Source organism: Rubritalea tangerina, from assembly GCF_042683245.1.
Lineage (GTDB): Bacteria > Verrucomicrobiota > Verrucomicrobiia > Verrucomicrobiales > Akkermansiaceae > Rubritalea > Rubritalea tangerina.
Window position 1 is genome coordinate 97,360 of record NZ_JBHUJB010000046.1, and the last position, 12,038, is coordinate 109,397.

The following is a 12,038-nucleotide window of genomic DNA, read 5'->3' on the forward strand; positions in this document are numbered from 1 at the left end:
AATTAATTCTAACTATCTCAGAAGAGCTTAACCATCTCTTGCTTGTTAGCTTTCGTCAGAATCATGTAAGCTTTGTCGCCTTCACTCCAATGAGCAATGTTAAACTTCGTCCGACTACAGCCATAACAATTCTTCAGCGAGATACTCTTCATCGTATTGAGCTTATCAGCGTCTTTAACATTTGCTGTATCTAGAACAATGAGATGAACCATTCCCATGCCTTCCTTTTCAAAACAAAGTAAGGAAACGGGCTGGCCATTCTCTAAATACATGTCGCGAGCACCTACTAACTTCGCATCGCCGAGCCCAGGTGGTAAAACCTCAGGCACTGGATGCGACTTAGTATCGAGAAACTGCATTGCATCATGAGCACAACCCAAGTCCTTATTCAGATCAACCCCCTCTGGACTTGTAAGCTTCGCAGCCATCTGCTGCACAGCATTATGCACCGCAACAGTTCGGACTTGTGTGTCAACAGGCTGATCCGGAACGGCTAGTTCATTTAAGTTATTTACCAATGCTGGCTCGGGATCACCCAATGAATTTGTTGAAACATAAATACCGACCACAACAGCAGCCGCTGCAGCCGCCACACTTAACCACCTCCATGCAGCGATATCGGTCACCTTCTCCGCCGCCGTCATCTCAGAACTCTCTGTCTGTAGTTCCATCGCAGCAATGATCTGATCACGTAGACCAGCGGGCGGCTGGATCGACGCCATTCCTCCTGTAAAGATACTATCAACTTCAGCATCTCCCTCCTGAGCCCTGCCGTCATATTCTAGCACTGCCAATATCTCATCTCGAAGACCATTGGGAATCGGCACACTCGAAAGAGCTTCAGCAAACGCTGCATCCGTCGCACGTTCTTGCGCTAGCCATTCTCCAAGTTCACGATCCTCTGCAGCTAGTTGCAGAGCCTGTGCAAACTCAGGTGAGCTCGCATCTGCCCCATCTGGGCGAAAGCTGCTGAGTAAAAATTTAGCCTGTTGTTTATCCATTTTGTCGGGCCTTTCCTTCTAAATTAATGATCTTATTCTCCGCATCCACATGCATTTTATTGCGGAGCTGTTCTTTCCCTCGAGAAATGCGAGACATGACGGTGCCTATGGGCACATCCAAAATCTCAGCAATCTCCTTGTAGGAATGTTGCTGTAGAAAGAAAAGAGAGAGTGGTGCCCGAAAGGTCTCATCTAGCTGCTGGAGCAACTCAACGGCCCTTTTGCCATCAATCCCTCGAGTGGTATCCGGTTCGTGACTGTGCAGTTGGTAATCAACCTCTTCAATATCTGTCTCAGGAAACCGCGTTGACCTCCTCGCATGCCCAAGGTGCTCACGGTACAAAGTAGTAAACAGCCAAGTTTTCGCCTTCGAACGATCTTTAAGCTGATGACCTTTTTGCGCCCAAATGCAATAAGTTTGTTGCACTAGATCTGCTGCTCGATCCGGATTCTTTGCCAGTGAATAGGCAAAGCGATAGAGAGCTTGGTAGTGCTGATCTACTAATTCTTGGAACTCACTCATACTTTCTATTCCTGAGAGTACTCAAGCCCCCAAACTATTCCATGAGATTTCTCAATTTCTTAAGACCAAGGCCCCTCAGCAAAAATTCAGCCTTATGGTACATAAAATACATGGCTCATATCTGGATCTGCCGGATCTCTTACCAACTTCCCTGATTCTATACCTGAGACATCCACAACACTCCCTGTATAAGGATTGAACACATAGTTACTGCGTCCAGGGACACGCTCTGCCACCGGAGTGCGAGCCTCTACCTCCTCCGGCTCAGTCGCTTTCGCAACTACTTCCTTCTGAACTTCCGGATACTCAGGGGAAGACCCAAATTGAAATATCCCGCAAGATACACTCGTCATAACTCCCCCTGCCACCAGTATTCTTATCCATAGTCTATCTTTCATAGTGCAGTTTTTATAGCACATAAAAACCATATGACAATGCATAATGCTAAAAAAACAGCACAAATAAAGCATGCCCCAATGTGATTAGCTATTTACGAATCCAAGGCGATACCTTAGTCAGGTGCCATGGCGAACGTTCAAGTTGATTTAGGCACGAGAAGTTATGAAGTCCTCTGTGATTATGGACTGCTTGATCAGGCAGCAGAAAAAATCAAAGCCATAGGCCTCTCTGGTAAAGCTGCCATCATTTCCGACAGTAACGTGAGCCCAATCTATAGTGCAGCACTATGCAGAAAGCTCGAAGAGGCCGGATATGCCACAACTATTCATGAGGTACCAGCTGGAGAAGCATCGAAGTCACTCACAAATTGTGAGCTTCTCTGTAGAGAACTGACTCAGCAGGGCCATGACCGAAGTTCTTTCGTCATCGCTCTTGGCGGAGGAGTTGTTGGCGACCTCGCAGGCTTTGTGGCATCCATTTTTTACAGGGGCGTCCCATTTGTCCAAATACCAACTACGATCGTCTCACTGGTTGATTCGTCTGTTGGCGGTAAAACAGGTGTGAATATCCCCGAGGGGAAAAACCTAGTTGGAGCATTTCATCAGCCCAAATTAGTCTTGGCTGACCCCGCAACCCTGGCAAGCCTACCTGGTCGTGAATACCGCGAAGGTTACGCTGAAGCCATCAAACATGCAGCTATTCGCGACCTTTCAATGTTTGACGCTCTTGAGTCCATCTCACCTGAAGACCAAGCACCACCAGCTGATTTAATCGCTCGAAATATCGCTATCAAAGCACGGGTTGTAGAAGAAGACGAAAAAGAAACGGCAGGAACTCGGGCTCTGCTTAACTTTGGCCACACCATTGGTCACGGTATTGAGGCCGCCGTGCCATACGGTACCCTTCTTCACGGTGAAGCCATCTCACTAGGTATTGTCGCTGCGCTCAAGCTCTCTGAACAATACGCTGATCTCTCACCGGAAGATTCCGCCAGAGTCATCGCCCTATTGGAAAAGTTCCAGCTCCCGCTCACCCTCGATGCCTCGATCCGTACCGAAGTAGTCCTTGAAAAAATGAAGCGCGACAAAAAGTTCAGTGGAGGAAACATTAAGTTCGTACTTCTTCGCCAATTAGGTGACGCATTCGTCTCAGACCAGGTCACTTGGAGTGCGATTGAAGAAGCCATCGAAGGCCTTCGATAAAAGCGCCCACAAAAAAGCATCTACTCCAGCAGAGTAGATGCTTCTAGAAAACCGAATTCCCCCTAACTACTGCCTCTTTTGGATCACGACCAACCAGTTCATTACATTCACTGGGGGTAATTCATCGAGAGCTTCAATAGGTGTAAGTTCCGCGGTTGTCTGAGCAGCTGAAGCTGTACCATCAGTACTCTTCAATGCCAAAATTTCTTTACTGTTAGCATCCTGACTCAGACTACCGAGACTCCCCTTCAAGACCACTTCACGCGCACTATCAGCTTTGCCGTACTGAATATTCGGTGCGAAAATTGATAGAGGTGGGAATTTCGTTCCTCCAACACTCGTCGGAATTTGATTCAAATTCTCGAGGATGTTCAAAGTAAGATTAGTAACAATCGAAAACCCATTCGTATAATCCGTCAGATCCTCTCCCCCACGAAGGATCACAACCAGAGGACTGTCTGAACTTGAATCTAAAGCCGAGATGCCACTCGCTGTGTAGTCAATGTTCACTACCAAAGAATGGTTCTCAGCCACCTCACTCGTGGTCATGCTTCCTCCATCAACGGTCTGCACCCAATCTATAAAGCGGTCCACATAAATAGCGATCCCCGGGCTACCGTTGTCTGCTGTCTCTGAGATGATGGGAAAAACATCATCATCCGTAGCCACCCATTCGACAGACGGAGAGTAGCCAGACTCATAACCACTCTTACATAAAAAGGTCTCAAAACCATCGTAGGCAAAGCGAAGTACCACAGGTGTGTTGTCACCACCAGCCGCATCGACAACCTCAACCACATCCAGCTGCATCTTACACTGGTGGCAACCACGACTATATTGGTTCCAAGATTCCTTACTCAACCCATTGGATATTGCAGTACCGCTGCTTGCGAACCTATCGAAAAATTCAAAACCTGGGTTGATTGGCAAAAACAAACTACGTGCATAACTAGAGGCCTGCGAAATTGGGAAAAAGCTGCTATTCTGAGCCTCATATTCTTCACGAGACAAACCATCGGCAGCCCCTCCTGCAATCGTTGCTCCAGTGGTGGTCGCACCATCCGTCGTCGCCACACTATCAAACGACCCACTCGTCACTTGGGCCTTCTTAGCGTATACATTCCCAGCTATACTCACCTTGCTCTGGTCAAATGCCTGCCCCCCGATGTTACCAATATTCACGAAGGCTGAAGCCGATATCGCCAACTGTGATGGCACTTCATAAATAGAGAGAATGTACTCGTTCTGTAGAGCATCCAAATCAACATTGCCTAACCCAGCCAACTGAATGTCCTGAGCTCTGGGGTGGACAAATATTTGCCACCAATTCTGACGCGCTATAAACGGATCACCAGGATCTTTATACCCAAAGCGTATGTCCGGATACGAAATTAAAGAAAAGTCTCGGTCATCCCCTGAACTACTTGCCGCATTATAGGTGGCATCTGAACTAATCACAGGCGCTAAGCCAGCATTAGTAACTACCGCTGCATCTCTAGCAATCAATGGCACAGGATAATCATTGGCAGCGACTGCCCCTACTCCAGATGGAGTCACCCCTGAACCGTCTCCGACAAAGTCAGTAATGAGAAAACCACTCGTAATCTCTCCAGTATTTCCATTCCGGTAGGTCGTAAAGCCCATACCGGTGTTGTCAGCATCGCTACGTGACACGGCTACTTTCGATATGTTCGCAGCCTCTGTAAATAAGCCTGTAAATGAAGCCGTTGCCGACCCATTCGATTCATCTAGCATAGTGTTCGCTGCATACTTAGGGGCCAGTGTCACTACTGCCCTCAAAAACGCCTGCTGCTTCGCCTCATAGCCCACTTGTAATTGCACCTTCTTCTGAGACTCTAAAGCCCGAATGCTCGTGCGATACATCATCGCCATCACTGTAAGTAAAAAACTACAAATGACGACTGTGGTCAAAATGCTTACAAAGCCAGACCTCCGCCTTCTTCTATAATGTGAAATCTTCATAGTGTCGGTGTCGTTGCATAGGTTACTTGACCTCCATAAGGCCCCGTCAGGGTAAGTTGGTGCACGCTATTGACCACGTCAAACGACGCATCAGCAATGCCTGTTGCAATGGTCCAAGATGAGATGACTCCGTTTCCCGCATCATTAAGCACATTATAAACCAATTCATCCTCATCTCCATCATACTCAATCATCCCATATTTTTTACTTCCATCACCTTGCAAAAAGCCAAGTAAAATTACCTCTCCGTCGATCACAACCCCATTGCCTCCTGTTAGAGCGGAAGTACGGTCAGCAAAAATCTCAATGTCGTCAGCCTTTGAAAACACACGCACAACCATCGAGTTCGTCAATGGCGCATCTTCCGCAATAAATTTCTGTGTGTTCCACCAACTATAAAAACTAACCTGCTGGTTGAGCATCGACACCAAAGTGGATGAAATCAGAACCACCAGAACCAAAACAACGCTGAGTTCAATCAGAGTGTAGCCGAGCCTCGTTCTCCTGTGTTTAAATAGCTTCATAATTCTATTGTGTTCGTATCACACTCCGAGTTTTGACATAAGTTTCACCATCTATGGTATACACCACATGGCTCTGTAACTCATAACAACGAATTCCCAAATCTGCTAACACCAGCTCATCGTTCGTTCCCGATGGAGTAAAAGTCCCCACAGCGGTGTTCGTTTCCACTGGAATCCGCACCCGATGCACCGTTGCCGTAAAATCACGCCCATTGTCCACTCCTGGTGTGAACCCCGGCATCTTGCCCATCAACACATCATTCGCTGAAACCGCATTCGCCAAATTCGCTGTGGCAGCACTCCCACTCCCCCAACCAGATGTACCATTCTCAATGGTATCAAAACTCACCCGGTTCATCAGGGCTATCTCCTGAGATAAAAAGGCGTCCACTAAATTCTGCCTCATCACCCAATTCCTTGGCTTTACAATGTTAAAGGAGGCATTGAGCAATACAATGGCAACTGCAACTAACACAAATAATGATACCGAGGACTCAATCAAGAAGCCCCCTCGTCGTTTCTTAGCTCCGGGGGAAGCTACTACTGCACGCGTTTTCTGCAGCGGTGATCCTAACAGTGATATTTTCATAGCTCTATTGCATAGACTAGTCTTCAATTTAGCGACAATGCCCTGACGAAACAATCCTAAACTTTAACAACAGCCCAATATTCCCCTCATCCCTCAAAAAGAAACAAATACAGAGACAACACTCTGAAACCTCTCGCCTCAATACCGAGCTTCCTCTAGCGCAGGAAGCCCCACAATCATATAGAAACCAAAGGTAAAGCACACCTGCCGCTCAGGCCTCTATAGCCTCACCTCCAACATGAAATCCAATAGTGCGCTTGACCTTTTCTTGTTCATCATCGGGAACTTTCCTCGTATAACAAAGGACCTGCAGACTCGCCTGATGAGAAATAAACATGCAGGCGCACCATCAACAAGCCCTTCTATCACCACACTCGAATGCCCATCCTCACCAATAGTTAACACCTCAACCACATCTCCTGTCGGTAGAAAAGTTAACACCACAGGCACCTCATCTTTTGCTACCCCCTCGCGCCACTTGGCAACCCGATGCGCTAAGCGCCTGATAAACTCACCTGCAGATTCAAAACGATGCTCTTGTTCTTTAGGCATCGAAGCCAATATCTCCTGCATATTGGGCAAGCCCGAGCTCGCCCCTGGCAGTTGAATGTACGGCTTTCTAAAATTGTTCTCCCCATGCGCTTGAGTCATGAGGAGAACTGTAACATGAATTACGCGTGCTTTTCAATCATCGCATACGCATTATGGTTGTGGATAGACTCAAAATTCTCTGCTTCCACCTTGTACCATACAATGTTCTCTTGACCGTTCGCCTTGCCCGCTATGTTGCGAACCAGATCTTCCACAAAAACTGGATTCTCGTACGCCTTTTCTGTCACAAATTTCTCATCGGGACGCTTCAAAAGACTGTAAAGCTCACAGCTCGCAGATGATTCAACTAAATCAATCAAATCCTCCACCCAGATAGGCTGTTTTGCGCGTACTGCAAAAGTCACTAAACCTCTCTGGTTGTGTGCACCATAGTCACTAATAGCCTTCGAGCAGGGACATAAAGTCGCCACCGGCACCATCACCGTACAGACAAAATCTGAATCCCCATTGCCACACGCCTCTACTTCAAAACGTACTGTGTAGTCCAACACCCCCCCCTTACCGGTCACCGGGGCTGGCTTCGTCCGGAAAAATGGAAACTCAAACTCTACATGTGCCCTCGATGCTTCGAGCCTCTCCAATAATTCCTCCGGCACGGTCTTCATCTCCCGAACATCAAGACAATTTCCATGGCTGTTAAGCACTTCCACAAAACGACTCATGTGGGTTCCCTTAAAGTGCTCAGGTAGATCAACAGCGAGAGCTGTCGTCGCCACAGTGCGTTGACTCCCCCCCTCTTTCTCTCTCACCTCTACGGGAAAACGCAGAGCCTTTACCCCCACGCGATCAATCGCTATGTTACGTTCGTCACGTTCATTCTGAGTGTCAGTCAGTGGCTGAATTTGTGCAGGCATGATATTTACAATCCTCTCTCTAACTATATATGAAGAAACAAAGCGAGCTAGCCCAGTGTGCACCGGACTAGCTCGAGAAAACCATTAATCTGGTATCAACACCCTATCTTCCTTATGGAAGAAGGTTGCAAGAACGTGCACGCTTGATTTCACGTGTGATCTTGCGGTGAAGCTTGGCAGATACACCTGTCACACGACGTGGAAGGATCTTGCCTGTTTCAGAGGTGAACTTAGAAAGAATGTCTGTGTTCTTGTAGTCGATCTGTTCTGCTGGAAGGTCGATACGACGACGAGTCATGCAGCGGTTTGCTTTACGGAAAGCAATACGACGCTCGATGGTCTTAGGCTCAGTTGACATAATATTTGAAAATTTTAAATTAAGAATGCAGCGGATTAGCGAAGCTCACGGTGAAGAGTACGGCGACGAAGCGCTGGATTGTACTTAATCTTCTCAAGACGACCCGGTGTGTTTAGGCTCTTCTTGTTGCGTGTAGAGGTGTAGCGAGATGGTGACTTACCTTCTGCGCGTGCTTCTGTGCATTCGAGGATGATGATATCGCGTGGCATGGTTCTTTAAATATTTGAAATCGGGAGGCGGAAGCTACCGAAATCTCGCCCATCGTCAAGTCAAACCGACGCATTTTTCGTTTTTCTTACAAGCCCTCATAAAAAATACCCGCATAACCTACTGGCACACGGGCATTGAAGAGAAATCACAAACTCAGCTTATTTAGAGGGTCAATCCTGAGAAACCAGCCTCGTCAGCGCGACGGTAGCGGTTTTTCCCATGCTTCTCCTCCCACTTTTCTTGACACTCTACTGTCAAGCGGCAGAAAGGAATTGCTTCAAGGCGCTCATTGGGAATCCGCTTCCCAGACATTTCACAGATCCCATACACCCCACGGTCCACACGACGTAGTGCTTCCTCAATCTCATAGAGCGCATCATGCTCTTTTGAGAGAATGTTCAGCGCCAAATCGCGGTCATAGGCATCACTACCTGCATCTCCTTGGTGCATACCTGAACCATTTGCCTCGCTCCCCTCTGGATGATTCCGCAGAGTGTCCTGAGCCTTATCAAAGGTTGTATCCACCAACTCGTCACGAAGATCGAGGAGACGTTGGTGTTGTTTTTTGACAAATGCTGAGAGCTTCACAGGCTTGGTCTTGGTTTCTTTCATGGGTTTTTTCTTACTATTCTTTGGTTTCTTGGCGGCCGCCTTTGGCTTTTCCACCTTCTTTGAGACTTTCTTTACAGCTTTCTTGGCTGCTTTTTTCGTCGGAGCTTTCTTCGCAGCCTTCTTTGACGACGACTTCTTCGTAGCTTTCTTAACCACCTTCTTTGCCGACGACTTCTTCGCAGCTTTCTTAGCCACCTTCTTTGCCGACGACTTCTTCGCAGCTTTCTTAGCCACCTTCTTTGCCGACGACTTCTTCGCAGCTTTCTTAGCCACCTTCTTTGCCGACGACTTCTTCACAGCTTTCTTCGCCACCTTTTTAACAGCAGTTTTTTTCTTCGAGACCTTCTTTGCTACCTTGGTCTTCTTCACTGCTTTTTTGCCGATTTTTTTCGGAGCAGCTTTCTTAGAAGCCCGTTTCACACTTGTCTTTTTCGTCGCTTTCTTTGCAACTTTCTTCGCCTGTTTCTTTTTGGCAGCCATAGAGTTAGGTGGTTTTATTTGGTTAGATTGTTATATCACAAATCTAAAACATTAAGAGAATTAACACTATTTGCTTAAAGCAAAGCATCTTCATGGCAAGAAAAATCGACATACAAGAATGCCCCTAAGCCCTTATTCTCTCTATATTTGACAGCAAGCATCTAACCGTCCACTCTGCATCCATGACTTGGAATGATCAGTTTTTGAAACTCTTTCGCCGCTGTATTGAAGCCTATAGAGGAGGCAATACAGACTTTGAATCCTACTATACCGAAGAAGACCTAAACTTCCTTGCTTCCATTGGCTACAAACCCCGTGAACTCTTCGATTTTGTCGAAGACCTTGCTGATGCTGGCGAGCCAACAGAGTCCACAGCACTTCTGGTTGCAAGTGTTCGTAGAGATTACCTCATGGTCGTACAAAATGGAATTCTCAGTGACCACGAAGTTACCAGCGATGACATTCCCTCCAAGCCAACAGAATATGACGGAATCGCTTACCTCCCCCGAATTGTGGCTAAGGCAGAACACAAACTACGTGGTGAACTTGACCCAAATCTCATGTTCGGCTGCGGTGGTGATAGAAATTTCCTCAGAAACCACGGAGATATCCCCATGGCTGATTTTCTCCGCCACGTCTGGGCTGCCGACGGAGACATCCAGCAAATCGCCGATTACGTAAAATCCCAATCTGCATAACCACCCATGGGTAAAGATTATAAAGGCGAACAAATTCTCGTCATCACTCGCGAGCTCCTTGACTCACTCGGCTCGTTTCAAGGCATCAACACCGACGTGGAGCAATACCTGCCCTCCATACTCGACCCCAAAAATAACTTTTTCATGGATCGAGCTGCTGCTGAAGACGACCCTAGTCACAAGCAACTCATTCCCTATGTCCTCATCAGGCACAATGGCAAATTCGTCCACTACTCACGTGGTAAAGCAGGTGGCGAAGCCCGCCTTCACGCTAAACGCTCACTCGGAATTGGTGGCCACATCAACCCTGAAGATAAGAGAGAAGATCATCTGGGATATGACACCTATATGGCGGGCGTAGAACGCGAAATCGCTGAAGAAGTACTCATTGACGGCTCATACTCTCAGCGCATCATTGGCCTTCTCAATGACGACTCAAATGAAGTTGGAAAAGTCCACCTCGGCGTCGTCCACCTCTTCGATGTCAACGGTAACAGCGTCCAATCTAACGAAGACGCCATCGCCGACCTCCAACTCTCAAGCCCGACAGCCATCAAGTCCGATCACTACCAACAACTTGAGACTTGGTCACAGTTTTGCGCCGACATTCTCGAGAGCATCTAGCCCCCATATCCTCAGCTCAGAACCGATTCATAAAAAAGGCGAGCCGCTTCAGGCTCGCCTTTTCTTTGATGCATGCAATGAGCTTTCCAGCTCTCACTCTGCACCCGCTTTAAAAATTAAAGGTCCCAATGTCTGTGCGGCTTTGCATCCCTGGGAATGTCACTTTCTCCAACTCAGCATAAGCAGCTGAAACAGCCAACTCTCGCGTCTCGCCACCAGCAACTACTGCCAGGACTCGACCACCATGAGTCTCCCAAGCTCCTTCAGCATTCTTTCGAGTGCCAGCATGGTAAACTCGCGCACCATCCACCTCATCAAAACCACTGATGATGTCACCACTCCGCGAACTTTCAGGGTATCCAGCTGAAGCTCTCACAAGACAAACAGACCAACCATCACTGAAATCAAGTAATGACGCGTTCAAAGCCCCTTTGGCCCCCTCAAAACAAAATTCTGCAAGGTCGCCACCAACAATTGGCATCACAGCCTGACACTCCGGATCCCCAAAACGACAATTGTACTCGATGATCTTCGGACCATCCTTTGTCAGCATCAAACCAAAGTAGATGAACCCCCTGTACGGCAGCCCGTCTTTCACTAATCCTGCGACGGTTGGCTTGACGATGCTCTGTTCAATTTGATCTAACACCTCTTGGCTTACCAGCTGGCGAGAAGCCACAGCCCCCATCCCACCAGTATTCGGCCCAAGGTCGCCATCCAACGCCCGCTTGTAATCACGCGCCGGTGTGAAAATCAAATATTCCTCATCCACTACTGCAGCAAATACTGAGACTTCTGGCCCGACCAAACATTCTTCTACCAACAAACGACCATCACCAAATCGACGCTCGACAAGCACCTCATTTAAGAACTCCTCTGCGGAAGCTTCATCTGGACAAACCGCGACTCCCTTGCCAGCAGCGAGTCCATCAAACTTCAACACTGTCGGATACTCGCCATTGATCGCCGCACGAGCCTCATCGATGTCAGCACATCCGGTCGCCGCTCCTGTCGGAATCCCATGACGCAACATGAATTCCTTCGCAAATTCCTTGGATGCCTCTAATTGAGCAGACTGAAAATGTGGTCCCCAACAAGGAATCCCCTCCCGCTCACAGAGGTTTGCTAAACCTTCACCAGTGACTAAATAGCTCTCCTCACCCGCAACACACAGATCAATCGCATTTGACTTCATCCATGCAATCAACTCCTCCAAACCTGCAACCTCCACCAGCGTTGCAATCTCGGCAATCGCATCACTCCCAGGAAAACTATACAATTCGGTTTCTGTCGCCGACTCATCAAATGCTGTCAAAAGCGCATGCTCGCGCCCACCTTTTCCTACAACCAAAATTTTCATATCTGGCGC

Annotated in this window: 15 protein-coding genes; 3 read left to right on the forward strand and 12 right to left on the reverse strand. The window is 47.8% G+C overall.

The features are described 5' to 3' along the window. Nucleotides 1–17: 17 nt before the first annotated feature. From ACFSW8_RS11275 to ACFSW8_RS11285, 3 genes are all read right to left on the reverse strand, one after another. Nucleotides 18–1,001, reverse strand: coding sequence for a hypothetical protein (locus ACFSW8_RS11275; protein ID WP_377086225.1), 984 nt, complete (start codon nt 999–1,001; stop codon nt 18–20). Continuing rightward, on the reverse strand, nt 994–1,524 hold the full coding sequence (locus tag ACFSW8_RS11280) for an RNA polymerase sigma factor (protein ID WP_377086227.1): 531 nt from the start codon (nt 1,522–1,524) through the stop codon (nt 994–996). The genes ACFSW8_RS11275 and ACFSW8_RS11280 overlap by 8 nt, the downstream gene beginning before the upstream one ends. Nucleotides 1,525–1,616: 92 nt before the next feature. Next, entirely contained in the window at nt 1,617–1,922 is a 306-nt protein-coding gene (locus ACFSW8_RS11285; RefSeq protein WP_377086228.1) for a hypothetical protein, read from the reverse strand. A 126-nt stretch (nt 1,923–2,048) separates the two neighbouring features. On the opposite strand from ACFSW8_RS11285, the gene aroB reads away from it, so the two are divergent. Beyond that, the gene (gene aroB, locus ACFSW8_RS11290) at nt 2,049–3,125 is read left to right on the forward strand and encodes a 3-dehydroquinate synthase (protein ID WP_377086230.1); all 1,077 of its coding nucleotides are present in this window, start codon (nt 2,049–2,051) and stop codon (nt 3,123–3,125) included. A 66-nt stretch (nt 3,126–3,191) separates the two neighbouring features. On the opposite strand, the gene ACFSW8_RS11295 is transcribed toward aroB, so the two are convergent. The 8 genes from ACFSW8_RS11295 to ACFSW8_RS11330 form a co-directional block, all read right to left on the reverse strand. Then, nucleotides 3,192–5,108: a hypothetical protein gene (locus ACFSW8_RS11295; protein ID WP_377086231.1), complete on the reverse strand. Its 1,917-nt coding sequence runs from the start codon at nt 5,106–5,108 to the stop codon at nt 3,192–3,194. After that, nucleotides 5,105–5,632, reverse strand: a complete 528-nt coding sequence (locus ACFSW8_RS11300; protein ID WP_377178265.1) for a prepilin-type N-terminal cleavage/methylation domain-containing protein — start codon at nt 5,630–5,632, stop codon at nt 5,105–5,107. The genes ACFSW8_RS11295 and ACFSW8_RS11300 overlap by 4 nt, the downstream gene beginning before the upstream one ends. Before the next feature lie 4 nt (nt 5,633–5,636). Next, complete coding sequence (locus ACFSW8_RS11305) at nt 5,637–6,221, reverse strand: hypothetical protein (protein WP_377086233.1); 585 nt, start codon at nt 6,219–6,221, stop codon at nt 5,637–5,639. Between the two features lie 219 nt (nt 6,222–6,440). Further along, a complete protein-coding gene (locus tag ACFSW8_RS11310; RefSeq protein ID WP_377178267.1) occupies nt 6,441–6,794 on the reverse strand; it encodes a hypothetical protein in 354 nt (117 codons plus the stop codon). Nucleotides 6,795–6,892: 98 nt separating this feature from the next. Next, entirely contained in the window at nt 6,893–7,687 is a 795-nt protein-coding gene (gene folE2, locus ACFSW8_RS11315) for a GTP cyclohydrolase FolE2 (RefSeq protein WP_377086238.1), read from the reverse strand. Between the two features lie 112 nt (nt 7,688–7,799). Beyond that, nucleotides 7,800–8,045, reverse strand: a complete 246-nt coding sequence (rpsR, locus tag ACFSW8_RS11320) for a 30S ribosomal protein S18 (RefSeq protein ID WP_377086240.1) — start codon at nt 8,043–8,045, stop codon at nt 7,800–7,802. A 35-nt stretch (nt 8,046–8,080) separates the two neighbouring features. Then, the gene (gene rpmG, locus ACFSW8_RS11325) at nt 8,081–8,254 is read right to left on the reverse strand and encodes a 50S ribosomal protein L33 (protein WP_377086242.1); all 174 of its coding nucleotides are present in this window, start codon (nt 8,252–8,254) and stop codon (nt 8,081–8,083) included. A 163-nt stretch (nt 8,255–8,417) separates the two neighbouring features. Next, nucleotides 8,418–9,347, reverse strand: a complete 930-nt coding sequence (locus ACFSW8_RS11330) for a TraR/DksA family transcriptional regulator (protein ID WP_377086244.1) — start codon at nt 9,345–9,347, stop codon at nt 8,418–8,420. A gap of 182 nt (nt 9,348–9,529) precedes the next feature. Between ACFSW8_RS11330 and ACFSW8_RS11335 the strand changes: the two genes are divergently transcribed. Together ACFSW8_RS11335 and ACFSW8_RS11340 are read left to right on the forward strand one after the other, a co-directional pair. Continuing rightward, a complete protein-coding gene (locus ACFSW8_RS11335; RefSeq protein WP_377086246.1) occupies nt 9,530–10,045 on the forward strand; it encodes a hypothetical protein in 516 nt (171 codons plus the stop codon). Between the two features lie 6 nt (nt 10,046–10,051). Continuing rightward, on the forward strand, nt 10,052–10,669 hold the full coding sequence (locus ACFSW8_RS11340) for a hypothetical protein (RefSeq protein ID WP_377086247.1): 618 nt from the start codon (nt 10,052–10,054) through the stop codon (nt 10,667–10,669). A gap of 109 nt (nt 10,670–10,778) precedes the next feature. Here ACFSW8_RS11340 and purD read toward each other — a convergent pair whose 3' ends face one another. Continuing rightward, complete coding sequence (gene purD / locus ACFSW8_RS11345) at nt 10,779–12,029, reverse strand: phosphoribosylamine--glycine ligase (RefSeq protein ID WP_377086250.1); 1,251 nt, start codon at nt 12,027–12,029, stop codon at nt 10,779–10,781. Between the last annotated feature and the right edge of the window lie 9 nt (nt 12,030–12,038).